The organism is Corynebacterium glaucum, assembly GCF_030408855.1.
In the GTDB taxonomy this organism is placed as follows: domain Bacteria; phylum Actinomycetota; class Actinomycetes; order Mycobacteriales; family Mycobacteriaceae; genus Corynebacterium; species Corynebacterium glaucum.
The window spans coordinates 1206944-1231676 of sequence record NZ_CP047358.1; the positions used below are offsets into that span (position 1 = coordinate 1206944).

Below are 24733 nucleotides of genomic sequence, written 5' to 3' on the forward strand. Positions count from 1 at the left end.
TTGAACCAATGATTGGGGCTTGTGGTGTGCTGGTGAGACGCTGCACAGCATCATGCGTGTGATGGTTTCACGAGTATTTTTTTAAAACTGTGTTGTTTGTTGGTTTTTCCTCGTCGGATACAACAAGCAGACACGGAGTAATTTTTGGATAGCCAGTCCAGCACGGTTTTGTGTTGGGTGGTTTGTTTTGGTTGGGTATTGGGCTTTTCACGGCCTGTTTCTTCTGAAGCACGCACTGGGCAGTTATTGTTTGGTGTTTTTGTGGAGAGTTTGATCCTGGCTCAGGATGAACGCTGGCGGCGTGCTTAACACATGCAAGTCGAACGGAAAGGCCGAAGCTTGCTTTGGTACTCGAGTGGCGAACGGGTGAGTAACACGTGGGTGATCTGCCCTGCACTTTGGGATAAGCCTGGGAAACTGGGTCTAATACCGGATAGGACCACGGTGTGGTGATCGTGGTGGAAAGTTTTTTCGGTGTGGGATGAGCTCGCGGCCTATCAGCTTGTTGGTGGGGTAATGGCCTACCAAGGCGTCGACGGGTAGCCGGCCTGAGAGGGTGTACGGCCACATTGGGACTGAGATACGGCCCAGACTCCTACGGGAGGCAGCAGTGGGGAATATTGCACAATGGGCGCAAGCCTGATGCAGCGACGCCGCGTGGGGGATGACGGCCTTCGGGTTGTAAACTCCTTTCGCCAAAGACGAATTTTGACGGTATTTGGAGAAGAAGCACCGGCTAACTACGTGCCAGCAGCCGCGGTAATACGTAGGGTGCGAGCGTTGTCCGGAATTACTGGGCGTAAAGAGCTCGTAGGTGGTTTGTCGCGTCGTTTGTGGAATACCGGGGCTTAACTTCGGGGTTGCATACGATACGGGCATAACTTGAGTGCTGTAGGGGAGACTGGAATTCCTGGTGTAGCGGTGAAATGCGCAGATATCAGGAGGAACACCGATGGCGAAGGCAGGTCTCTGGGCAGTAACTGACGCTGAGGAGCGAAAGCATGGGGAGCGAACAGGATTAGATACCCTGGTAGTCCATGCCGTAAACGGTGGGCGCTAGGTGTGAGTCCCTTCCACGGGGTTCGTGCCGTAGCTAACGCATTAAGCGCCCCGCCTGGGGAGTACGGCCGCAAGGCTAAAACTCAAAGGAATTGACGGGGGCCCGCACAAGCGGCGGAGCATGTGGATTAATTCGATGCAACGCGAAGAACCTTACCTGGGCTTGACATACACCAGATCGCCGCAGAGATGTGGTTTCCCTTGTGGTTGGTGTACAGGTGGTGCATGGTTGTCGTCAGCTCGTGTCGTGAGATGTTGGGTTAAGTCCCGCAACGAGCGCAACCCTTGTCTTATGTTGCCAGCATGTTGTGGTGGGGACTCATGAGAGACTGCCGGGGTTAACTCGGAGGAAGGTGGGGATGACGTCAAATCATCATGCCCCTTATGTCCAGGGCTTCACACATGCTACAATGGTCGGTACAACGCGCTTGCGAGCCTGTGAGGGTGAGCGAATCGCTCTAAAGCCGGTCGTAGTTCGGATTGGGGTCTGCAACTCGACCCCATGAAGTCGGAGTCGCTAGTAATCGCAGATCAGCAACGCTGCGGTGAATACGTTCCCGGGCCTTGTACACACCGCCCGTCACGTCATGAAAGTTGGTAACACCCGAAGCCAGTGGCCTGTCAAAAGGAGCTGTCGAAGGTGGGATCGGCGATTGGGACGAAGTCGTAACAAGGTAGCCGTACCGGAAGGTGCGGCTGGATCACCTCCTTTCTAAGGAGCAGTACTCATAAGCCCTGCAGTTGTGGGGTGTGTGGTGGTTGAGGTTGCCGTGGGTGCGCCTGCCACTAAATATATTTGCAAAATGTCCGGGTGGTCACATACCGGCGGGTGGCTTCAGAAACGTCGCCCGCGTTGTAAGCAACCCGAATACACCCTGTATGAATGCAATGTTCATGAACACGCGCGTTTGTGTGCGGATGTATTGGCATGCTGTTGGGTGTCTGGAACAGCACACCGTTTGTGTGCACTGTGTGTGCATGGTGTGGTGTTCTTGTGGCCTGCATAGTCCTGGACGCAGCCGGTGGTTGTGTGTGGGGTGTGTGGGTGTGGTGTGTGAGAACTGGAGAGTGGACGCGAGCATGAACCAATCAATTGCCTGGCTCCTTGTGTGGGGTTGGGGTTGGTTGGGTAGTGTTTTTTCTTTCTTTTTTGTGTGTTGCCCGCGCATATCCTGCTGTCACCTTTTGTTGTGGTGGTGGGGTGTGTGTGGGTGTTGTTTAGTGTGTTTTGTTCAAGGGCGTACGGTGGATGCCTTGGCATGCTGGGCCGATGAAGGACGTGTGAGGCTGCGTTATGCCTCGGGGAGTTGCCAACTAAGCGTTGATCCGAGGATGTCCGAATGGGGAAACCCAGCCGTCGTTGTGGGCGGTTACCTGCAGGTGAATGCATAGCCTGTGTGGGGGTTGACGCGGGGAAGTGAAACATCTCAGTACCCGTAGGAGAAGAAAACAAGTGTGATTCCGTGTGTAGTGGCGAGCGATAGCGGATGAGGCTAAACCATGTGTGTGTGAGACCTGGCAGGGGTTGCATGCGTGGGGTTGTGGGGTATGACCGTGGCAGGCTGTCAACTGTCGCATCATGGTGTTGTGTGTTAGCGGAAGTGTCTGGGATGGCACACCGGAGTAGGTGATGAGTCCTGTACGTGAAGGTGCACATGCGTGGTGTGGTTGTCGCCCCGAGTAGCAGCGGGCTCGTGGAATCTGCTGTGAATCTACCGGGACCACCCGGTAAGCCTAAATACTCAGTGTGACCGATAGCGGATGAAGTACCGTGAGGGAATGGTGAAAAGTACCCCGGGAGGGGAGTGAAAGAGTTCCTGAAACCGTGCGCTGACAATCCGTCAGAGCACCTCTTGTGTGTGATGGCGTGCCTTTTGAAGAATGAGCCTGCGAGTTAGCGGCATGTCGCGAGATTAACCAGTTGGTTGGGGAGTCGTAGCGAAAGCGAATCCGAAATGGGTGCCTTTTAGTGGCATGTCCTAGACCCGAAGCGGGGTGATCTACCCATGGCCAGTGTGAAGCAGCTGTAAGAGGTTGTGGAGGCGCGAACCCACTTAGGTTGAAAACTGAGGGGATGAGTTGTGGGTAGGGGTGAAAGGCCAATCAAACTCCGTGATAGCTGGTTCTCCCCGAAATGCATTTAGGTGCAGCGTTGTGTGTGTTTGCCGGAGGTAGAGCTACTGGTTGGTTGAGCGGGACTATCATCTTAGCAATGTCAGCCAAACTCCGAATGCCGGTGAAAATTGAGCACGGCAGTGAGACTGTGGGGGATAAGCTTCATAGTCGAGAGGGAAACAGCCCAGATCGCCGGTTAAGGCCCCTAAGGGTGTACTAAGTGGAAAAGGATGTGGGATCGCGAAGACAGCCAGGAGGTTGGCTTAGAAGCAGCCATCCTTGAAAGAGTGCGTAATAGCTCACTGGTCGAGTGGTTTTGCGCCGACAATTCAGTGGGGCTCAAGTACACCGCCGAAGCCGCGGCAACGTTTTTGCGTTGGGTAGGGGAGCGTCGTGCATGGGGTGAAGCTGTACTGGAAGGGGCAGTGGACTGTGTGCGAGTGAGAATGCAGGCATGAGTAACGAATGGCAAGTGAGAATCTTGCCCGCCGAATGACGAAGGGTTCCTGGGTCAAGTTCGTCTTCCCAGGGTGAGTCGGGTCCTAAGGCGAGGCCGACAGGCGTAGTCGATGGTCAACGGGTTGATATTCCCGTACCCGTGTATCCGCGCCCAGTATCGAAGCGGTGAGACTAACCACCCAGAGCCGTACTGACAGCATCCTTTTGGGTGCCTGTGGTGTGGTGATGCGTGGGGCCTGATCCGTGGTAGGTCAGTGATGGGGTGACGCAGAGTGGTAGCCAAGCCACGTATTTGGATTGTGGTGCAAGCGTGCAGCACGACGGCTTGTCAAATGCGGCCGTTAGAAGGTGTGAGGCGTGATGCGTAGCCCTAGTGGGGTGATGTTGGTGATCCTGTGCTGCCGAGAAAAGCCTCTAGCGATGTGGATAGACGGCCCGTACCCGAAACCGACACAGGTTGTCAGGTAGAGCATACTCAGGCGAGCGGGTGAACTGTGGTTAAGGAACTCGGCAAAATGCCCCCGTAACTTCGGGAGAAGGGGGACCACACCTGGTGCGAAACACATGCGGTTTCAAGCTGGTGGTGGTCGCAGAGAAGAGAGGGGAGCGACTGTTTATCAAAAACACAGGTCCGTGCGAAGACGAAGAAGTTGATGTATACGGACTGACGCCTGCCCGGTGCTGGAAGGTTAAGAGGACCTGTTAGGACTTTTGTCCGAAGCGGAGAATTTAAGCCCCAGTAAACGGCGGTGGTAACTATAACCATCCTAAGGTAGCGAAATTCCTTGTCGGGTAAGTTCCGACCTGCACGAATGGCGTAACGACTCCCCTGCTGTCTCAACCACAGGCCCGGTGAAATTGCACTACGAGTAAAGATGCTCGTTACGCGCGGCAGGACGAAAAGACCCCGGGACCTTCACTACAGCTTGGTATTGGTGTTCGGTGCGGTTTGTGTAGGATAGGTGGGAGACTGTGAAACGGCCACGCCAGTGGTTGTGGAGTCGTTGTTGAAATACCACTCTGACCGTAGTGGATACCTCAACCTTGGCCCATGATCTGGGTTGGGGACAGTGCCTGGTGGGTAGTTTAACTGGGGCGGTTGCCTCCCAAAATGTAACGGAGGCGCCCAAAGGTTCCCTCAGCCTGGTTGGCAATCAGGTGCAAGAGTGTAAGTGCACAAGGGAGCTTGACTGCGAGACTTACCAGTCGAGCAGGGACGAAAGTCGGGACTAGTGATCCGGCACCTACTTGTGGATGTGGTGTCGCTCAACGGATAAAAGGTACCCCGGGGATAACAGGCTGATCTTCCCCAAGAGTCCATATCGACGGGATGGTTTGGCACCTCGATGTCGGCTCGTCGCATCCTGGGGCTGGAGTAGGTCCCAAGGGTTGGGCTGTTCGCCCATTAAAGCGGCACGCGAGCTGGGTTCAGAACGTCGTGAGACAGTTCGGTCTCTATCCGCCGCGCGCGTTGAAACTTGAAAAAGGCTGTCCCTAGTACGAGAGGACCGGGACGGACGTACCTCTGGTGTGCCAGTTGTTCCGCCAGGAGCAGCGCTGGTTAGCTACGTACGGAAAGGATAACCGCTGAAAGCATCTAAGCGGGAAGCCTGTTTTAAGATGAGGTTTCACAGGTTCCCCAAAGACGATGGGGTTGATAGGCCGGAACTGTACCCACAGTAATGTGGTCAGGCGACCGGTACTAATACACCAAAACCAAAACACCAACACAAACCAGCAGAACAAACCTGCACCGCACCGCGTCCATTCTCCGGTATCTGACACACCACACCACCCCAACCACCACGGGGGACCCCAACCACGGGGACACGCACGGTGTGGCCAACAACCAAAAAATGTGTCGGTAGTTGATAGCGGCGGGGAAACGCCCGGACCCATTCCGAACCCGGAAGCTAAGCCCGCCCGCGCCGATGGTACTGCACCCGGGAGGGTGTGGGAGAGTAGGTTACCGCCGACCCAACAACTTCACAACAACCACCTGCGACCGGTCACCCGCCAACACCACGGCGAGCGACCGGTCGCAGGCATTTCTAACGCCGAGGCTGCCCGTGGGGAGCTGACTCCTTGCGCGCCCTCTTCACAGTAGATGTCGCCTGCACTTCTATAATGAGTTGAAATCTACGGAAAGGTCTCTCAATGTCGGAACCGGATAGCCGTCCCGCGGGCCAGTCGGATAACGGAGGTGGCCGACCCCAGCGGGGTGAAGGACAGCGTCGCAATCGCGAGGGCCAGGGTGGCGGTGGGCGTGAGAACCGCCGGCCGAATCGGAGTGGCAAGAACCGAGGTCGCGACGACCGGGTTCGGCACAACCGCTCTAACCCCGTCAGACAGGGCTATCGGGAAGACCGCATGGCGCAGCGGCTATCCGAACCTGATCTCCCTGAAGGCCTTGATATCAGCGAGCTCGATCCATCGGTAATCCAGGACTTGCGTGTTCTGTCGAAGGACAATGCGGATCGCGTGGCAAAGCACATGCTGATGGCGGCGGAGCTGCTTGAGGATGAGCCTCAGCTCGCGCTGCGACACGCAAGGGCCGCCAAGAATCGTGCTGGGCGCGTGGGCGTCGTCCGCGAGACAAACGGAGTGGTTGCGTACCACGCCGGTGAGTGGAAGGAAGCGCTTTCCGAGCTGAGAGCAGCGCGGCGTATGTCCGGTGGCCCCGGATTGCTTGCAGTGATGGCGGATGCCGAGCGTGGTCTCGGACGCCCGGAGAAGGCGTTGGAACTCGGCCGATCCCCTGAGGCTTCCGAACTGGGAGTTGAGGATCGAATTGAGCTTGCCATCGTGCTTGCGGGCGCCCGCCATGATCTCGGTCAGCACGAGTCGGCACTAGCAACACTGGAACGTTTCCGACCTTCGCTTGATTCTGAGGGTGAAACGCAAGCCCGTCTTTCGTATGCGTACGCGGAGGCGCTCCTGGCGCTCGATCGGAAATCAGAGGCGAAAACGTGGTTCGAGCACGTTGCCCGCATCGATGAAGAAGGGCTAACCGATGCCGACGAGCGCGTTGCTGAACTAAGCTAGGGTCAAGATCATGGCTTTGGTTGATAACCATGACGCGATCTTCCTTGACCTCGATGGGACGGTGTGGGAAGGCGGGAACGCGCTGCCCCATGCCGTTGAGGCAATCAACGCTGTTTCGGCACCTGCTCTCTACATCACCAACAACGCTTCGCGGAGCGCAGAGCAAGTTGCGGTGATGCTTCGCGAGATTGGGCTTCGTGCAGAGTCTGCCGACGTGCTTACCTCAGCTCAGGCGGCGTTGCAGTTGGCGGCATCCCACCTCGATCCCGGCGATAGTGTCCTTGTCTTGGGGGCGGAATCTTTCCGGGATCTCGTGGTTGCCGCAGGCTACCACGCTGTGGATTCGGCGGATGAAGAGCCGAAGGTCGTTCTTCAAGGACACAACCCAGACACGGGCTGGCGGCAGCTGTCCGAAGCAGCACTCGCGATCCGAAACGGTGCGACTTACCTTGCGTCGAACTTGGATACTTCGCTGCCCTCAGAGCGCGGGCTGATGGTGGGTAACGGCTCGATGGTCGCGGCCGTCACCTCCGCGACCGGTGTGGTCCCACAAGCTGCTGGGAAGCCAGAACCAGCTATGTTCCTGCAGGCAGCCAACTCGGTCGGTGCCACGCGCCCGCTTGCAGTCGGTGACCGGCTGGATACAGACATCGCCGGAGCCGTGGCTGCGGGCATCCCGGTGTTGCATGTAGCCACGGGAGTCTCCGGGCCCATCGCTCTTCTGGAGGCGCCAAAAGAATTGCGTCCTACGTACGTCGCAGAGGATCTCCGCTCGTTGCACGCTGAGGCTGAGGATCTACGACCGGGACGGCAGGGCGGGTTCAGTGCCCGAGTTGATGGCAATGACATCATTCTGAGCCACGGCAAGGAAGGCGCGACCGGTATGCAGGCGCTGCGCACCGTCCTCGAAGTCGCTTGGTTGATGGAGACTCCTCCTGAACTCGTCCGCCCAAACTCCGAGGCTGCTGAAGCAGCGACGGCCAACTGGTGGTGACCACCGTGACCGCACCCAAGCCCCACGATCCACGTGCTCCCCGCGTCTCCGTCGAGGATCTCAGAGAGCAAGTACGCGAAGTCCTGTCGGAACCTACAGAGGACCTTGCCGCAGAGTTAGAGCAACTTTCTAAGACACATGCGCTGCTGCACAACGCCTTGCAGAATGACTAAGGTCGCAACCCCCAAGCACTCGACAGGATTGGAGGGCCAAGCATGGCTCCAGGACGACGCCGCCTCGATGCAGAGTTGGTGCGGCGCAAGATCGCGCGTTCTCGGGAACAGGCGCAGACCTGGATCAAGGAAGGCCGCGTCGAGGTTGCCGGTTTCATCGCCACGAAGCCGGCAACCGTGGTTGAAGCAGAGGACTCGATCAAGGTCGCGCTCACCGAGGAAGACGATTGGGCGTCACGCGGAGCGCACAAGCTCCTGGGAGCGCTTGAGGTGTTTGAGCGGATGGGGTTAGGCGTCGATAAGCGAAAAGCTCTTGATGCTGGAGCCTCAACTGGTGGGTTTACCGACGTACTGCTGTCGCGGGGTGCGAGTGAAGTGGTGGCGGTCGACGTGGGCTACGGCCAGCTTGTGTGGCGGCTGCAGAATGACGAACGTGTCCGGGTGCTGGACAGGACGAATATTCGCAACCTCACCCCTGAGATGATGGGCGGGCCGGCCGATGTGATGGTGGGGGACCTCTCGTTCATCTCGCTGAAGCTGGTCCTACCCGCGATTGTGGAGTGCCTGGCGGACGGTGCCGACCTGCTACCGATGGTGAAGCCGCAATTTGAGGTTGGCAAGGACCGACTTGGCAGCGGGGGTGTGGTGCGCTCTCCTGACCTGCGAGCTGAGGTGACTGCCGACGTTGCGTTGTTCGCACAAACGCTGGGGCTGAGTCTGAGGGCGGTGACGGCCTCGCCACTTCCGGGGCCGAGCGGCAACGTAGAATACTTCCTGTGGTTGGTGAAAGATGCGGGTGTGACCGCGCTTTCGCCGGAAGCGGTGGCCGAGATGGTTGCTGCTGCAGTGAAGGAAGGACCGCAGTAGATGGCTGACGCGATGACGGACCGCGAAATCCTGCTCGTTCCGCATTTCTATCGTCCGGACAACATTGCAAGCGCCTCAAAGGCAGCGAGCTTGCTGGAAGATGCCGGCATCCGCGTGCGCTTGCTGGACCAAGGGGAGCCGGGCTCGGAGCAGCCGATTGACAAGGATCCGGTGCTGAACCAGCTTGAGCGCGTGGCACCAGATTCGCAGGCAGCGGCAGGGTGCGAGCTGGTGCTGGTGCTTGGCGGCGACGGGACGTTCCTGCGGGCGGCTGCGGTGGCCCGCGAGCAGGATCTGCCGGTGCTCGGTATCAACCTGGGGCATGTGGGCTTCCTTGCGGAGGGTGAAGCCGAAAGCTTGGAAACCGCGATTGCCCATGTCATCGACCGGACTTATTTTGTTGAGGACAGGATGACTATCGACGTCCAAGTGCTCGACGCCGAAGGCAAACCAATTGAAACCAGCTGGGCGCTGAACGAATGCAGCGTGGAAAACACTGACCGCACGAGGGTGCTCGATGCAATTCTGGAGGTCGACTTCCGGCCGGTGTCCTCGTTCGGGTGCGACGGTGTGCTGATTTCGACACCAACGGGTTCCACCGCGTATGCATTCTCCGCTGGGGGGCCGGTGATGTGGCCTGCGCTCGACGCGATTCTGGTGGTGCCAAACAACGCGCACGCGCTGTTTGCCAAGCCTATGGTTGTCTCGCCACGCTCGACCGTGGCGGTGGAGTCCGAACCGACTACCGGGCGCGCTGTTGCAGTAATGGACGGGTTCCGCCGCATTGAGATGCCGCCGGGGTCCCGAGTCGAGGTGATTCGTGGCCATCGCCCGGTGAAGTGGGTGCGCCTGGACAAGCGTCCGTTCACCGACCGGCTGGTGCGGAAGTTCCAGCTGCCGGTCTCGGGTTGGCGCGGACCTAGGTACAAGTAGATGCTCGCAGAAATTTCAATTCGCAACCTCGGAGTCATCCCGGCTGCGTCGGCGGAGCTTTCGCCGGGGCTGACTGTGCTTACCGGCGAAACCGGCGCCGGTAAAACCATGGTGGTGACCGGGCTACGGCTCCTCACCGGTGGGCGCGCGGACGCGTCGCGCGTGCGAACCGGTTCCGAGGAAGCAGTGGTGGAGGGCGCGTTTGCTCTTAACGGTCTTCCGGAGGGCGACCAGACCGCCGTTGAGGCGATTGCCAACGAGGCAGGTTCGACCGCGGATGAGAACGGCGAGTTCGTGGTGTCTCGTTCGGTCAAGGCAAGCGGTCGGTCGAAGGCGCATCTCGGCGGCCGCACGGTGCCCGCGGCTACGCTCAGTGAGTTCACCTCGCATCTGCTCACTATCCATGGGCAAAACGATCAGCTTCGACTGATGGCACCCGAAAAGCAGCTTGTCGCCCTCGATCGGGTCGATCCGGGGATCGCGCCGCTGCTTGCCGCATACCGCGAGACTTACAACGCATGGCGGGCCGCGGCGAAGGACCTCAAGGAGCGCACCGAGAAAAAGCTCGAGCTCGCGCAAGAAGTCGATCGTCTGCGCTTTGCCATCGACGAGATTGACGCGATCGCGCCGCAAGAATCGGAAGACGATGAGCTGGTTGAGGCGATTAACCGGCTCCAAGATGTCGACGCGCTGCGCGAAGCAGCTACCGAAGCCCTGGCAGCCATCGACGGGCCGGAGGCGGCTGGCGGATATGGCGGTGGGGAGGACGCCGCCGCCTCCACCCTGGTCGGTCAAGCCGCGAGCGCGCTCGACGGCGCCTCAGACACTGCGCTCAAGGAGCTCGGCACCCGGTTGCGCGAAGTGAGCAGTGTGCTTGCCGACGTCTCCGTAGAACTGGGCAGCTACATTGCGGACCTTCCAAGCGACCCCGGAGAGCTGGAGCGTCTCTTGCAGCGCCAGCAGGAGCTCAAAGGCCTGACCCGGAAGTACGCGCCAGATATTGCCGGTGTGCTCGCGTGGCGCGCGAAGGCGGCGAAACGGTTGGGGAAAATCGATACGTCTGAAGAGGCCGTCGATAAGCTGCAAAAGCTTGTAACCGAACTTGAGAGTGAGCTTGCGACGCGGGCTGGGAAACTGAGCGCGGCGCGTGAGGCGGCGGCAGCGCGGCTCGGGGAACAAGTGACGGCGGAGCTGCAGGGCCTGGCGATGCCGAAGGCGCGGCTGCACGTGCATGTTGAGCGAGCGCCGTACGGGCGCGACGGCGCAGACTCGGTGGAGTTTCGGCTTGCACCGAACGCGGCGCAGGATCCGAAGCCGTTGGCGACGAGTGCCTCGGGCGGTGAGTTGTCGCGTGTGATGCTGGCGTTGGAGGTGGTGCTGGCTGGTTCTTCGAGCGGCGCGACGCTGGTGTTCGACGAGGTTGACGCTGGTGTGGGCGGGCGCGCGGCGGTGGAGATCGGGCGCCGGCTTGCGCGGTTGGCCACAAACAACCAGGTCATCGTGGTGACACACCTGCCGCAGGTGGCGGCGTACGCCGATACGCATCTGCACGTGTCCAAGCACGTCGGCGACGAGGCCGTGACCTCCGGCGTAGGCAGCTTGAGTGAGGACGACCGGGTGGAGGAGCTGGCGCGGATGATGGCGGGCCTGGACGATTCGGACACTGGGCGCGCGCACGCGGCCGAGCTGCTCGCGCAGGCGCAGCGGGAAGTCGCCAAACTTCGGGCCTAAACACATCACAGGATTCTCCCGCGCGCCTCCCTGGTAGGCGCAGGTCAGTGTGCACAATACGGGGTATGACTGTCTCTACCTCTCGCACCGGATCCGCAGCACCGACGATCCAGGGCACCGTACGCGACTGCACCCCGCAGGGCAAGGGCTTGGGCCGGATGAGCGCCGGCGACATCGTGATCGTGGATGCGCCGGACATGACCCGTCGCCTCGCGGAATCGCTTGTGGCAGCGCGCCCGTCTGCGGTGGTGAACCTCGCGCACTTTTCCACCGGCGCGATCCCGAACTACGGTCCCCACTTGCTGCTCGATGCCGGGATTCCGTTGTACGAGGCGGCGGGCGCGGAGGTGCGTTCGGCAATCCGGGACGGCAAGAAGGGCAGCGTCGACGCTGACGGCGAGATCATGGTGGGCAAGAAGCTTGTCGGCCACGCGTCGCCGGTCACGCGCGAGGCGGTCGACGCGACGTTCGACGACTCTCAACGCAGCCTCGTGGAGAACATGGAAGCCTACTTCGGTAACACCATCCAGTTCATCCACTCAGAAGCACCAATGCTTATCGACGGCATCGGCGCGCCCGAAGTCGGCGACGCCATGACGGGCCGCAAGGTGCTGATTGTTGCCCCGACGCCGGACACCCGCGAGCGGCTGCAGGGTCTGCGGAACTTTATTCGCGAGTTTTCACCGGTGATCGTCGGTGTGGGCCAGGCTGCGAACACGCTGGCGGACATGGGCTACGACCCGGACTTCATCGTGGCCGACCCGACCGAGGTTGCTGCTGAGAACCTGCGCAGCGACGCCAAGGTGATTTTGCCGGCCGAGACGGACGGCTACGCGCCTGGACTTGAGCGCATTCAGGATCTTGGTGTCGGCGCTATGACCTTCCCGGCCGCGACTGACTCTGCGCTGGATCTGGCGATTTTGCTCGCGGTGTTCCACGATGCAGAGACCATTGTGACGGTAAGCCAGCCGGTTGAGCTTGACCGCATTTTTGCGCAAGCCGAGACTTCGGAACCAGCCGCGCTACTCACGCGCCTGAAGGCCGGCCGCAAGCTGGTGGACTCCAGCGTGATTGAGAATCTGTACACATCGAATACCGGCGGTGGAGGCGTCGCCTGGGCGTGGGCGATCCTGGGCTTGCTCGTCGCGGCGGCCACCGTTGTCCTGATCGTTGGACTCGGTGGAGATGGGGAGTTCACCGAAAACCTGATCAACACTTGGAACGCGATCGCTGTGGCCGTTCAAGACTGGATTCAGTAACACGCACGCGACGTCAAGGAGGTAACGCATCATGTCGAATGGAACTCGCACTTCGGGACTCCTCGCAGCGGGCCTCGGTTGGGGAGCTGCGATCGGGGTCGCAATCGGCATGCTGCTCATCGCTCCAGCGATGAACGGCACCCTGGGTCCCGCTAAAGCGTCGGCGAGCAGCGCTGGCACCGGACCGGAAAGCGCTGGCGGCGATATCGGCGCGAATAGCACAGACAGTGCCGGCAGCGGTGACAGCGGAGACGCATTCCGTGCCGAGGGCCAAGCTGATGCGGCAAACGCGCTGCTCGCCGCAGAAGCAGAGACGATTCTCGCGGAAAAGTTGGTTGACGTTCCGGTAACGATTATCCGCACCGCGGGCGCGCACGACGAAGACATCGCGGCACTGCGAGGATTCGCGGAGACAGCGGGTGCCACAGACGCCGGCGAGGTAGTCCTCACAGACAAATTCTTCCAGCGCGACGCAGCGGACGAGTTGTCCAACATCATCGTGAACACGTTGCCCTCTGGAGCTCAGCTCTCCGTAGATAATCGCTCGCCTGGCACCCACGCTGGCGAGTCTCTGGCCGCCGCCCTCGCCGTGAACCCTGACACGGGCGAGGCTTACGCCACCGATGATGACCGGGCACTGGTGCTTGATGCCCTTTCCGAAGCTGGATTCATTGAGCGCTCCGACGGGATTGTCCCCGCCGGTGTCCTGCTGGTGGTTACCGGCGAGCTGGCGCCAAACGAGAGCGGCGCGAACTTCGCTCACCAGTTGCTCAACGATTTTGCGGATGCGCTTGGGTCGAAATCTCGCGTAGTGCTGGCCACACCTGGGGGCGAGCAAGACGCAAAGCATGCCCATCCGGTCGGCCACGTCGACACTGACGCGGGTCGCATTGGTGCGGTCTTAGCAGCCGGTGACCTGGTAGCCGGTCAGCAGTAGGGTAGTGGGCATGAGCCATAATTTCGAGGTCACGCAGTCAGAACTGCTTGTCGACGCTCCGGTGATTGCCCTCCGCCGAGACACGTTGGTCATGCCGGGCGGCGGCGCAGCAGATCGCGAGGTGGTCGAGCATTTCGGTGCCGTGGCTGTGGTTGCGTTGGACGCCGACAATCGCGTCGCGCTCGTGGAGCAGTACCGCCCCAGCGTGCGTCGCCGTCTCCGTGAACTGCCAGCAGGCATCCTTGATTTCCACGAAGAAGACGAGCTAACTGCAGCAAAGCGCGAACTCCAGGAGGAAGCCGGCCTTGCCGCTTCCGATTGGGGAGTGCTCATTGACGTAGTCACCTCTCCCGGATTCGCTGAGGAGGCCGTGCGAATCTACCTCGCACGCGGTCTCAACGAGGTCGAGAAGCCCGAAGCTGAAGATGAGGAGGCGGATATGGGCTTCTCCTGGCTCTCTCTGGAAGAGGCCCGGGCAGCAGTCATGCGTGGAGAGTTCTTGAACTCCATCGCCATCACCGGCATCCTCGCAGCCAGTGAAGTCCACTCCGGTCGCGCTGAGCTGCGCGACGTTGCCGAGCCGTTCGAGATCCGGCCGACATCCATGGCCACGCGTCGTGCCGCAGCGGGCATCCTGCCCGACATGAAGCGCATCTAAACCCCTCCATGCCGACCGTTTCGCCTGCGCAGCTCGCCCACAAGTGGCACGTGCACTTAGTGGTCGAACGTGGGCTTTCAGACCATACGATCAGCAACTATGACCGCGACCTCAACCGCTATGTGGCATGGCTGGAGGCCGCCGGCATCAATGATCTGACCACGGTGACCGCCAACCACCTCGAGTCCTATGTGGCGGATCTGCGCCGCGGCAGCGAGACTACAAAGCCGTTGGCCGCCTCGTCCGCCGCCCGGGCGCTGGTGGTAGCGCGTGGCTTGCACAAGTTCGGAGTTGCAGAGGGGCTTTTGCTTGCCGACGTCTCGGCTGACGTGTCTCCGCCAGCAGCCGGCGAAAAGCTTCCGGACACGCTTTCAATCGATGAGGTCGCCGCCCTGCTCGATGCCTGCCCGACAGACACCGCGACCGGGTTGCGCGATAAGGCGCTGTTGGAGACCCTATACGCAACCGGTGCGCGCGTGTCGGAGGTGCTCGCGCTCGCCCTCGACGACATCACCGCCAGTGACGGGGTAGTGGCAGTTACCGGCAAGGGGAATAAGCAGCGTCTAGTACCCATTGGTTCCCACGCGCAGGAGGCGCTGAACGCGTACTTGATCCGTGCCCGCCCGTCGCTCGCGACAGGCAAGTCTCACGCGCTCTTCCTTAACGCCCGCGGAACCGCTTTGTCGCGCCAGAGCGCGTGGACCGTCATCAAGCAAGCGGCACAGCGCGCTGGGTTGGACAAGGACATCTCGCCGCATACCCTGCGGCACTCGTTTGCGACTCACTTGCTGGAGGGCGGTGCCGATGTGCGAACCGTCCAGGAACTCCTTGGGCACGCCTCGGTGACCACCACCCAGATCTACACGCACATCACTGCGGAAAGTCTGCGCGAGGTGTGGGCAGGGGCGCACCCGCGCGCGTGACCGCGGTCTGTAGAGTTGGCTTAATTATGAGATATACAACCGTTGTATCGGCCTGCGCGGCAGCCGCCATAGGCGTGCTGAGTCTCGTACCGGCACCGGCGGCGGCACAGATGCCCAATGGGCTCGACCCGGCCGTCGTCCAGCAAATGCTTCCTGCTGAAATCACTGTGCCTGCCGGGCAAACGACCACCGTCGATGTGGGCGTGCCGGTGAGCGCGAGCTACGAAGCGGATGGGTGGGCGGTGTCATCAAGCGGGACGGTAATCACTGTCACCGCCCCAGATACGCCGGGCGCGACAGCACCAGTCACCGCGAGTGCCGCAGGCTACTCCGCGACCGTGACGCTAGTCGCGGTGGGAGATGTGCCGTCGCCGGCTCCCGCCGCGCCCGAACCCGCGAAAACTGCGGAACCCGCGGAATCTGCGGAAGGGCCGGAAGAGTCGGCGGGAACTGCCGTTGAGGGTGCAGCGACGCAACCCAGGTCGGCTGCGTCCCCAGTGGACACCTCACAAGCGAAGCGTTTCTCATTCGATGCCGAGATTCACGGGAACCAGATCGTGGTGAAGGTGCCGCTTTCCCGGGCCGGCGATCTGCTCCCGTATGCCAACACAGATCAAAGCAACGCGAAAGTTCGGTACCTCGACATCAACGGGCAGGTTATCGAAGGGGTGAGCCGAGATATTGACGTTGCTGGGCGCACCCTGACGTTGACATACCCAGAAGGTGAAACACCGGACAACCCGTTCATTATCGAAGTGGTGCGCGACGATGCGCGCGCTGAATTCATCGCTGTCCTCACGGCGACCAACGCGCCCGTCGCGCAAGCAATGGCCGGCGAATCCGGCCCATACTCCGCGGCCGCTTCTGAAGGTCAAGGGAATAACCCTGACTCATTCACCGGCTGGCCCGTCGTCTTGATCTCTGCGGGATGCGTTGCAGCCATTATTGGCATGCTCTTGATTAGGCGGGGCCGGAAAAAGCGTCGCTTAGAATTTCCTGCGGAAACACGCCGGCGGCGCACCCAGTAGGTTCGCCCCTGCCGAAATGCCACCGTTGTAAGATGAGGAACGTCAAGGACGTCGGCATGATTCTGCGTCGGCGCGAATGAACCGCGAGAAGACAACGCGAAAAACACCGTGAAACACCGTGAGAAAGGACTGGCGATGGCGGACATGGCTAGCTCGACTGACACGACTGGTGGCGACGCGCTGTTCGATGCGGAGGAGGAGAAGACGTTCCTCACCGGGCGCCCGCAGCGGGAGTTCGCCACGCCGAAGCCGCTTGACCGCCACGGTCCGGCGACGATCATCTCTATGGTGAACCAAAAGGGCGGGGTCGGAAAGACCACCTCCACGATCAACCTTGGTGCCTCGCTGGTTGAGCAGGGTAGGAAAGTGCTCCTCGTCGATCTTGACCCCCAGGGCGCGTTGTCCGCTGGCCTGGGCACCGCACACGACGACGATCAGCTCACCGTCTACGACCTGCTCTTCGACAACACTGCGAGCGTGCACGCAGCGATTCGGCATTCCAAGGTCTCGGGCCTCGACCTCGTGCCCGCCAACATCGACCTCTCTGCCGCGGAGATTCAGCTGGTCAACGAGGTCGGCCGCGAGCAGACGCTGGCCCGCGCCCTGCGGCCGGTGCGCAACGAATACGACTTCATCTTCATCGACTGCGGCCCATCACTGGGGTTGCTCACGGTCAACGCGCTCGCCGCGTCGCACGGCGTGATCATCCCGATGGAAGGCGAGTATTACTCGCTGCGTGGCCTTGCGCTTCTCACCGATACCGTGGAGAAGGTTCGGGACCGCATCAATTTCGACCTCGACATCGTGGGCATTTTGGTGACCATGTTTGACCGGCGTACAACCCACGCACGCGAGGTGATGGAGCGGGTCGTTGAGGTCTTCGGTGACCGCGTCTTTGACACGGTCATCACCCGTACTGTCCGGTTCCCGGAAACGTCGGTGGCGGGCGAGCCGATTACGACGTGGGCACCGAACTCCCAGGGGGCCGAGCAGTACCGAAATCTCGCGCTCGAGGTGATGGAGAGGACCGAGCGCTAACGTGGTGCAGCCGGAAATCACCGGCTTCACGCTGGTGCTCAACAATTTTGAGGGACCCTTCGACCTTCTCCTGAACCTCATCAACTCGAAGAAGCTGGATGTCACTGAGGTGGCGCTGGCCGAGGTCACCGACGAGTTCATCGCCTACACCCGGGCGCTTGGAGAGACCGCGGAGCTCGATGAGGTGACTGAGTTTCTGCTCATCGCCGCAACGCTGTTGGACTTGAAAGCAGCTCGCCTTCTACCGCGCGGTGAGTCCGACGAGATCGAAGATCTGGAGCTGTTGGAATCGCGGGATCTCCTTTTTGCGCGCTTGCTTCAGTACCGGGCCTACCAGCAGGTAGCCGACGAGTTCGCGCAGTGGCAGCTGGATGCGAAGCGTCGTTACCCGCGGGCGGTGGCGATGGAGGAGCGATTCGCCGATCTGCTGCCGCCAGTGGAACTGGGGCACACTCCTGCGAGCTTCGCGCAACTGGCCGCCAGTGTGTTTCGGCCGAAGCCGCCGGAGGAAGTTCGTGTGGATCACCTGCACGAAGTACAAGTGTCTGTCCCCGAGCAGGCCGGCCGCATCCTGGACACCCTGCGGCATCGGGGGCCGGAGGAGTGGATGTCGTTTGTCGCATTGACCCGTGACTGCACCCGCTCGATGGAAGTGGTCGGGCGTTTCCTTGCGCTGCTGGAGTTGTACAAAGCTCGTGCTGTTGACACGCGGCAGGAAGAAGCACTGGGTCCGTTGGATATTGCGTGGACCGGTGTTGAGGTCGACCCGGCCGTGGTTGCTGCGGGGAACTGGGAATAGCGTGCGAAGAGGAGATGTCGGATGAGTTTGCCGGACCATTCGCTGCCGATGGTGTCGCAGCTGCGATCGCGGATCGAGTCAATCCTGCTCGTGGTTGAAACGCCGGTGATGGTGGCAGAGTTGGCGGAGGTGCTGGGCGCGTCGCCAAGTGACGTCGATAAGCAATTGCTCGAATGGGCGAATGAGCTTGATGCGCGAGGAAGCGGCATCGAGCTGCGCGAGACTGCGGAGGGGTGGCGGCTGTACACGCGGCCGGAGAACGCGGAGGCAGTGGAGTCGTTCGTACTTGATGGGGCGCAAACAAAGCTTTCGCGAGCGGCGATGGAGACTTTGGCGGTGATTGCGTACCGCCAGCCGGTGACGCGCGCGCAGGTGGCTGGGGTGCGTGGTGTAAACGTCGACGGCGTGATGCGGACGCTGACGCTGCGAGGTCTGATCGCGGAGGTCGACCCGGATGAGGCGACTGGTGCGCACCGCTACGTCACCACCGAGCTGTTCTTAGAGTTGCTGGGCATTGATTCGCTAGATCGGCTGCCAGATTTGGCGCCGCTGCTGCCTGAGGTCGACGCAATTGAGGATGCCTGGTAACCGCATTCAAGCTGCTAGACTGGCCGCGTCCCAAGACGATTGAATAACTACAGACAACCTCAAGCAAAGGATGCACTCCGATGACTCCACCCGCTCGCCGAGACGGCACACCGGACAGAGAAAAGGACGACAAGTTCTACATCTCCAACGCGAAGCCAGCGAGAAAGCAGCACGTACGGCCCGAAAAGCGCCGCGATAACCCCGACTACGAAGAGCCCCACCCGTTGGCGGACAACTGGTGGGATGCGGATGAGAACAATCGCTCGAAGGGCGGTGCTGAAGGCGTGCGCTTGCAGAAGGTGCTCGCGCAGGCGGGCGTAGCTTCGCGCCGCCACGCCGAGGTCATGATCGACCAGGGCCGCGTGACGGTCAACGGGGAAAAGGTCACCCAGCAGGGCGTGCGCGTCAACCCGAACGTGGATGTCATCCGTGTCGACGGCGCGCGCATCAACGTGAACGAAGAGCTGGAGTACTTCGCGTTCAACAAACCGCGCGGCATGCAGACCACGATGAGCGACGAGTTTGACCGCGCGTCGGTGGGCGACGTGCTCTCCGAGCGCACAGCCTCTGGCCAGCGGCTCTTCCACGTCGGCCGCCTCGACGCCGACACCGAGGGCCTACTCATCCTCACCAACGACGGCGAGTTGGCCAACCGCCTCACGCACCCAAAGTACGAGGTGCCCAAGACCTACCTGGCCACGGTGCTCGGGGAAGCCAAGCCAGAGCTGGTCAAGCAGCTCAAGCAGGGCATTGAGCTTGACGACGGGGTGGCCAAGGCGGACTTCGCGCAGATTGTCGATGTGCACAACGGTCAGTCATTGGTGCGCGTCGAGCTTCACGAGGGACGCAAGCACATCGTCCGACGGATGCTCAAGGCCGCCGGTTTCCCTGTGCAGCGCCTCGTGCGCACCAAGGTGCACACGGTCCAGCTCGGAGACATGAAACCTGGCTCAATGCGGGCGCTGAACTCGGCGGAGCTCGCCTCACTGTACAAGGCGGTGGAGATGTAAATGGCTACCTACAACCACTTAGCAAATATGCCCGACGGCGGGTTGATCCTTGCTGTGGACGGTCCCAGTGGCACCGGAAAATCCACGACCTGCCGCGCGCTGGCGAAGCAGCTTGACGCAAAATACATCGACACCGGTGCGATGTATCGCGTGGCCACCCTCGCGGTCTTGCGTGCTGGGGTGGATCCGCGAGACACTCCGGCCGTGATCGAGACGACGGCGGAGTTGCCCCTGACAGTGTCGGACGACCCTGATTCCACGGAAGTGCTGCTCGGCGGCGAGGATGTCTCCGGTGAGATCCGCGGCGCGGAAGTCACCCGCAACGTCTCTGCGGTGTCAGCTATCCCCGAGGTGCGCGAAAACCTCGTTGCGCTACAGCGCAAACTCACGATGGATGCGCACCGCGCGATCGTGGAAGGTCGCGACATCGGCACGGTCGTGCTTGTCGACGCCCCCGCGAAGGCGTTCATGACTGCGTCCGCCAACGTACGTGCGCAGCGCCGCTACGAACAAGACATCGCAGCCGGCCGCGATGCCGATTTCGACACCGTGCTTGCAGATGTGCAGCGCCGCGACGAGCTGGATTCGTCGCGCGCGACCAGCCCACTGCGGCCCGCAGATGATGCCGAGATCATTGACACCTCCGACATGACGCGAGACGAGGTTCTGGCCTCCCTGATTCAGGTGATCGAAAGGAGCGCGAAGTGAGCAACAAGTTTGATCCGAACGAAGCGGAAGAGACGCAGTTCTTCCAGCCGGGTATCGACGCTTCTGGGCTCGATGACGTCGAGTACTACCTCGACGAAGACGATTTCGACGACGCGGACTTCGCAGAGGCCGACTACGGCGATAAGGAGTACACCGACGAGGACTGGGAGGCGCTCGAGCGCGAGTACGGCATCCTGCGCCCCGATGTGGTTGAGGAAGCGCTGCCGACCGTGGCGATTGTCGGCCGCCCGAACGTGGGCAAGTCGTCGCTAGTGAACCGCTTCCTTGGCCGCCGCGAGGCTGTGGTGGAGGACCACCCGGGTGTCACGCGCGACCGTGTGAGCTACCTGGCTGACTGGGGCGGACGACGCTTCTGGGTGCAAGACACCGGCGGTTGGGATCCGGACGCCAAGGGCATCCATGCCGCAATCGCTCGGCAGTCCGAGGTGGCAATGGAAACCGCCGACGTAATCGTCATGGTGGTGGATTCGCACACCGGCATCACAGAGACGGACGCGGTGATGGCGCGCAACCTCCAACGCTCCGAAGTCCCCGTGATCCTGGTGGCCAACAAGTTCGAATCCGAGTCCCAGTGGGGCGATGTCGCGGAGTTCTACTCCCTGGGCCTGGATGACCCGTGGCCGGTCTCCGCGCTGCACGGCCGCGGTGGCGCCGACGTGCTTGATGAGATCCTGCGTCTCTTCCCGGAGGTTCCCCGCGCAGCGAACTCCATCACCGAGGGACCGCGCCGCGTCGCACTCGTCGGGCGGCCGAACGTCGGCAAGTCCAGTCTGCTGAACAAGCTGAGCAAGAAGGACCGCTCGGTGGTGGACAACGTCGCCGGCACGACCGTCGACCCGGTCGACGAACTCATCGAACTGGACGAGAAGATCTGGAAGTTCATCGACACCGCAGGCCTGCGCAAGAAAGTCAAGAACGCGCAAGGCCACGAGTATTACGCCTCGCTGCGCACCCGCGGCACGATCGAGGCTGCCGAGGTTTGCGTGGTGGTCATCGACGCCTCCCAGGAGATCTCGGAGCAGGACCAGCGTGTCATCTCGATGGTGCTCGACGCTGGTAAGGCCATGGTTATCTGCTTCAACAAGTGGGATCTCATGGACGAAGATCGCCGCTACGACTTCGACCGCGAATTCGAGCAAAACATCGGCCACCTGAACTGGGTGACCAAGCTCAACATTTCCGCTGACACCGGCCGTGGCTTGCACCGACTTGAACCGGCAATGGACCAAGCATTGGAGAGCTGGGACAAGCGCATCTCGACTGGCCAGCTGAACAACTGGCTGCGCGAGGCGATCGCCGCGAACCCGCCGCCGATGAAGAACAACCGTCTGCCGAAGGTGCTCTTCGCTACGATGGCCACCACGCGCCCGCCGACCATCATCTTGTTCACCACCGGGTTCCTCGACGCCGGCTACCGCCGCTACCTGGAGCGCAAGTTCCGTGAGCAGTTCGGCTACCACGGCAGCCCGATACGCATCGCGGTTCGCGTGCGCGAGCGAAAACCGAAGAAGCGGAAGTAGAGGAAAACCACCCGCATGGACCCGAGCTGCCACGTCAGTATCCCGGAAGGCCTCAATGGCCCCGCACCACTCCTGCTCGCGTTGCACGGCAAAGGCGACAACGGCAACGACTTCCTCGAAGGCACCGGGCTCGGCCGAGCTCGAGCCATCGTCGCCGCCCCCACAGGCAGCGGCTTGGCATGGGCGCCGGCACCGTACGCTCGCACCAGCTTCGAGGAGGACAAGGAGCGTATCGACGGCATCTTGGACGACCTCATCACTACCCACGACGTGGATACCACGCGGATCTATGCCGTGGGATTCTCAAACGGTGGCGGATTGGCAGTGGAGCTGTCGCTGCACTCAGATCGCTTCGCCGGTGTGGCCACCGTGTCCGCGGCGGTGCGGGCTAGCGCCGAGCAGATCGCGCAGGCTCCAAACCCGGTGGACTACCTGAACATTCACGGCACTTACGACGACGTGGTGCCGTACGAGGGCGAGCAGCGCTCGCCATACAGCGGTGTGGAGGACGACGTGATTCAGTCGGCTTCGGATGTGGTCGCTGGCTTTGAGCGCCGCAACGGCGACGCTGCGCGCACCGAGCACCGCCGCGTGGAGAAGATGGGGCACGAGTGGCCGACGGGTGCCTGGGCGCGCAACATCGACGTGACCGAAGAGATCTTCGATTTCTTCGGGCTTCAGCGTTCGTAGACGAACGCGTCGGTGCGATACGGCAAGGGGAGAAGCTGGCCCGATTCGAAACCGAGCCGCTCGAACAGGTACCACCGCAGATTGGCAGTGACTTTCGCGCGGGTGGCCTCGCTCGCGCGCAGCCAGTAGGAGCGGGTGCGTGCGAGCGCGAACAGGTCATCAGTGGTCGCGGGCTGGATCCACTTCATACGCAACTCGTCGGCGAGCCGCCAGGGCGAGGCGACTTCGGGGTAGAACCCTTCGCGGTGCACGTCGCCGGAGTGGCTGATGCGCGACAGGCGCAGCACCCACGGATGCGTCACATCTAATGTGTTCCAGCACAGCAGGAGTTTTCCGCCCGGGGCGAGAACGCGGTCTGCTTCACGGCTCGCTTTTGCTACGTCGACCCAGTGCCACGTTTGGGCGCAGGTGTAGGCGTCAAACGAGGCGTCGATAAGCGGAAGCTCTTCGGCTGTGCCAAGCATGACCTGTGCCTGGGGGACCTGCTGGCTGCAGACGCGTGCCATGTCTGCCGAAGGATCGAGCGCAACCACCTGGCGGCCCGGAGCAACGAGGGTTGCGGTGAGCTTGCCGGTGCCCGCACCAACGTCGAGGACGCGCTGTGCGCTGCTGATCATCGCGGCGACCTGGGAGGGGTAGGAGGGGCGCACGTCGTTGTACTCCCGGCCTCCGCTGGCAAACGCCCCCGCAGAGAACGCGCGGGCGGCATCGTCGCGAAACCCCGGCGCGTCCTTCGCACTCGGCTTGAAATTGCGCGGGGCTGGACGGTCAGCGGGTTGGTCGGACATGGTAGGCCAATCTACCGCTGAGCCGAGAACGCGATGCGTTACGCTAGCCAGTCGTGTTGGTAGGCAGGATCGCATGAGTCGGTTTAGACCCGCAGCCGCGGCTGCCATGGTGTCGTCGTTGCTAGCGTTCTGTGTCAGCGCGTGCGACGAGCCGGGGTCGGACACGGGCACGTTGACAACGTTGCCCACAGAGCCCGCGGTGGGGGAGGTGGAAGCCGGAGAGGACGCACCCACCCTGCTCAAGCCGTGGGCGCCCCCGATGATGCACAGTCGCACCGTGGAGGTCGAGGGAACTAACCGCAATTACGTCTTGTCTCTGCCGGCGGGTGCGCGTCAGCGCGAAGGGTTGCCGGTGATCTTCGCGTTCCACGGCTTGGGCGAAGAAGCGGTGACGATGCAGCGCCACACCAACCTCGACGCGGCAGACGCCATAGTCGTTTACATGCAGGGCGTGGAGAAGGCGTGGTCGCCGGCTCCCTACGCGAAGACCACTGCGGACCAGGATCTCGCGTATGTCGACGCGGTACGTGCTCAGCTCATCGGGGAATTCGACGTTGACCAGTCGCGGGTATTTGCTGCCGGATTCTCCAACGGCGGTGGCTTCGCGGCGTTCCTTGGTTGCCGTCGACCCCAGGACTTCACCGCGGTGGCGACCGTGGCCGCGGCGCAGTACGAGAAGGTCTTTGAAGGTTGTTCTTCGATTCCGATGAAGCAAATCGACTTCCACGGTACCGACGATGAAGTCATCCAATACAACGGCGGATTCCGCCACGGCAGTTCCTATGACTCGATTGAAGAGAGCACAGACGGCGCCGCCGCTCGCAACCGGTGCGCGGCTGAGCCGGAAGAAACCAAGGTTTTAGACACCGTGGTGGAAGAGCGCTGGGTGGACTGCGATGCCGGGCTCGAGCACTACCGCATCGAAGGCGGGCACCATGTCTGGCCTGGTGGTGAGACCGATCGCTCCGGCATTCCGAAGGACTTTGCAACGCACCGGCTGCTTGAGTTCTTCGGCATCGGGCTGCGATAGCGGCGCGGCCACTGCAGTCGGGACTACACTCGGGCGCACCCTTGAGAATGAAAGGACACGAGCCGATGGGCATCGTCGAAGAGGTTGGCAGCGCTGTCACCAACCTCAAACCCGGCGACCGCGTCGTTGGGCGTACTCGACCTGAAAACCCACACCGCGCCGCTCGACGTAGCCCCCGCCATGTGCGAGAAGTTCCAGAAGAAGCAGGACGGCTGCATCAAGGTCGTCCTCAAGCCGTAGTAGAGGGCCGAAACTCTCCAAGAAATGGTCGGACTGACAGGATTTGAACCTGCGACCCCCACACCCCCAGTGTGGTGCGCTACCAAACTGCGCCACAGCCCGATCGTTCCCGCCGAAGCG

Annotated in this window: 19 protein-coding genes, 1 tRNA gene, 3 rRNA genes and 2 pseudogenes; 23 read left to right on the plus strand and 2 right to left on the minus strand. The window is 61.5% G+C overall.

Features of this window, described 5'->3' with window-relative positions; genetic code table 11:
- Nucleotides 1-258 precede the first annotated feature (258 nt).
- The 20 genes from CGLAUT_RS05880 (at nucleotide 259) to CGLAUT_RS05975 (ending at nucleotide 22555) form a co-directional block, all read left to right on the plus strand.
- A 16S ribosomal RNA gene (locus CGLAUT_RS05880) occupies nucleotides 259-1771 on the plus strand.
- 511 nt (nucleotides 1772-2282) lie between these two features.
- A 23S ribosomal RNA gene (locus CGLAUT_RS05885) occupies nucleotides 2283-5360 on the plus strand.
- 133 nt (nucleotides 5361-5493) lie between these two features.
- A 5S ribosomal RNA gene (gene rrf, locus CGLAUT_RS05890) occupies nucleotides 5494-5611 on the plus strand.
- Together the 16S, 23S and 5S rRNA genes form the textbook arrangement of a ribosomal RNA operon.
- Nucleotides 5612-6003: 392 nt before the next feature.
- Nucleotides 6004-6678 (plus strand): hypothetical protein, encoded by a 675-nt coding sequence (locus CGLAUT_RS05895; RefSeq protein WP_232507225.1) that lies wholly within the window; start codon nucleotides 6004-6006, stop codon nucleotides 6676-6678.
- A 10-nt stretch (nucleotides 6679-6688) separates the two neighbouring features.
- A complete protein-coding gene (locus CGLAUT_RS05900) occupies nucleotides 6689-7672 on the plus strand; it encodes an HAD-IIA family hydrolase (protein WP_095659909.1) in 984 nt (327 codons plus the stop codon).
- Nucleotides 7673-7887: 215 nt separating this feature from the next.
- Nucleotides 7888-8712 (plus strand): TlyA family RNA methyltransferase, encoded by an 825-nt coding sequence (locus CGLAUT_RS05905; RefSeq protein WP_095659911.1) that lies wholly within the window; start codon nucleotides 7888-7890, stop codon nucleotides 8710-8712.
- Entirely contained in the window at nucleotides 8713-9645 is a 933-nt protein-coding gene (locus CGLAUT_RS05910; RefSeq protein WP_232507226.1) for an NAD kinase, read from the plus strand. It begins immediately after the preceding gene.
- Nucleotides 9646-11376 (plus strand): DNA repair protein RecN, encoded by a 1731-nt coding sequence (recN, locus tag CGLAUT_RS05915; protein ID WP_095659912.1) that lies wholly within the window; start codon nucleotides 9646-9648, stop codon nucleotides 11374-11376.
- 65 nt (nucleotides 11377-11441) lie between these two features.
- Complete coding sequence (gene steA / locus CGLAUT_RS05920; RefSeq protein ID WP_290186918.1) at nucleotides 11442-12635, plus strand: putative cytokinetic ring protein SteA; 1194 nt, start codon at nucleotides 11442-11444, stop codon at nucleotides 12633-12635.
- Nucleotides 12636-12666: 31 nt separating this feature from the next.
- A complete protein-coding gene (locus tag CGLAUT_RS05925) occupies nucleotides 12667-13572 on the plus strand; it encodes a copper transporter (protein ID WP_290186920.1) in 906 nt (301 codons plus the stop codon).
- Between the two features lie 10 nt (nucleotides 13573-13582).
- Nucleotides 13583-14230, plus strand: coding sequence for an NUDIX domain-containing protein (locus CGLAUT_RS05930; RefSeq protein ID WP_095661077.1), 648 nt, complete (start codon nucleotides 13583-13585; stop codon nucleotides 14228-14230).
- 8 nt (nucleotides 14231-14238) lie between these two features.
- Nucleotides 14239-15153 (plus strand): site-specific tyrosine recombinase XerD, encoded by a 915-nt coding sequence (gene xerD, locus CGLAUT_RS05935; protein ID WP_095659915.1) that lies wholly within the window; start codon nucleotides 14239-14241, stop codon nucleotides 15151-15153.
- 26 nt (nucleotides 15154-15179) lie between these two features.
- Entirely contained in the window at nucleotides 15180-16181 is a 1002-nt protein-coding gene (locus CGLAUT_RS05940; RefSeq protein ID WP_198305047.1) for a hypothetical protein, read from the plus strand.
- A gap of 144 nt (nucleotides 16182-16325) precedes the next feature.
- Nucleotides 16326-17219 (plus strand): ParA family protein, encoded by an 894-nt coding sequence (locus CGLAUT_RS05945; protein WP_290186924.1) that lies wholly within the window; start codon nucleotides 16326-16328, stop codon nucleotides 17217-17219.
- A gap of 1 nt (nucleotide 17220) precedes the next feature.
- Nucleotides 17221-18018 (plus strand): segregation and condensation protein A, encoded by a 798-nt coding sequence (locus CGLAUT_RS05950; protein ID WP_095659916.1) that lies wholly within the window; start codon nucleotides 17221-17223, stop codon nucleotides 18016-18018.
- A gap of 21 nt (nucleotides 18019-18039) precedes the next feature.
- Nucleotides 18040-18606: an SMC-Scp complex subunit ScpB gene (gene scpB, locus CGLAUT_RS05955; RefSeq protein ID WP_232507227.1), complete on the plus strand. Its 567-nt coding sequence runs from the start codon at nucleotides 18040-18042 to the stop codon at nucleotides 18604-18606.
- An 80-nt stretch (nucleotides 18607-18686) separates the two neighbouring features.
- The gene (locus tag CGLAUT_RS05960; RefSeq protein WP_095659917.1) at nucleotides 18687-19616 is read left to right on the plus strand and encodes a pseudouridine synthase; all 930 of its coding nucleotides are present in this window, start codon (nucleotides 18687-18689) and stop codon (nucleotides 19614-19616) included.
- On the plus strand, nucleotides 19617-20324 hold the full coding sequence (cmk, locus tag CGLAUT_RS05965; protein WP_095659918.1) for a (d)CMP kinase: 708 nt from the start codon (nucleotides 19617-19619) through the stop codon (nucleotides 20322-20324). It begins immediately after the preceding gene.
- A 53-nt stretch (nucleotides 20325-20377) separates the two neighbouring features.
- Nucleotides 20378-21865 (plus strand): ribosome biogenesis GTPase Der, encoded by a 1488-nt coding sequence (gene der / locus CGLAUT_RS05970; protein ID WP_290187052.1) that lies wholly within the window; start codon nucleotides 20378-20380, stop codon nucleotides 21863-21865.
- Between the two features lie 15 nt (nucleotides 21866-21880).
- Nucleotides 21881-22555, plus strand: a complete 675-nt coding sequence (locus CGLAUT_RS05975; protein WP_095659920.1) for a CE1 family esterase — start codon at nucleotides 21881-21883, stop codon at nucleotides 22553-22555.
- On the opposite strand, the gene CGLAUT_RS05980 is transcribed toward CGLAUT_RS05975, so the two are convergent.
- Nucleotides 22543-23343: a class I SAM-dependent methyltransferase gene (locus CGLAUT_RS05980; protein ID WP_290186931.1), complete on the minus strand. Its 801-nt coding sequence runs from the start codon at nucleotides 23341-23343 to the stop codon at nucleotides 22543-22545. The two genes, CGLAUT_RS05975 and CGLAUT_RS05980, sit on opposite strands and share 13 nt — an antisense overlap.
- Nucleotides 23344-23416: 73 nt before the next feature.
- Between CGLAUT_RS05980 and CGLAUT_RS05985 the strand changes: the two genes are divergently transcribed.
- The 3 genes and pseudogenes from CGLAUT_RS05985 to CGLAUT_RS05990 form a co-directional block, all read left to right on the plus strand.
- Nucleotides 23417-24373: a CE1 family esterase gene (locus CGLAUT_RS05985; RefSeq protein ID WP_290186933.1), complete on the plus strand. Its 957-nt coding sequence runs from the start codon at nucleotides 23417-23419 to the stop codon at nucleotides 24371-24373.
- 53 nt (nucleotides 24374-24426) lie between these two features.
- Nucleotides 24427-24501 (plus strand): annotated as a pseudogene (locus CGLAUT_RS12225) (alcohol dehydrogenase catalytic domain-containing protein); the annotation flags it as partial.
- A pseudogene (locus CGLAUT_RS05990) lies at nucleotides 24500-24613 on the plus strand (glutathione-dependent formaldehyde dehydrogenase); the annotation flags it as partial. The pseudogenes CGLAUT_RS12225 and CGLAUT_RS05990, both read left to right, overlap by 2 nt.
- Before the next feature lie 25 nt (nucleotides 24614-24638).
- Here CGLAUT_RS05990 and CGLAUT_RS05995 read toward each other — a convergent pair.
- A tRNA-Pro gene (locus CGLAUT_RS05995) sits at nucleotides 24639-24715 on the minus strand.
- Nucleotides 24716-24733 lie beyond the last annotated feature (18 nt).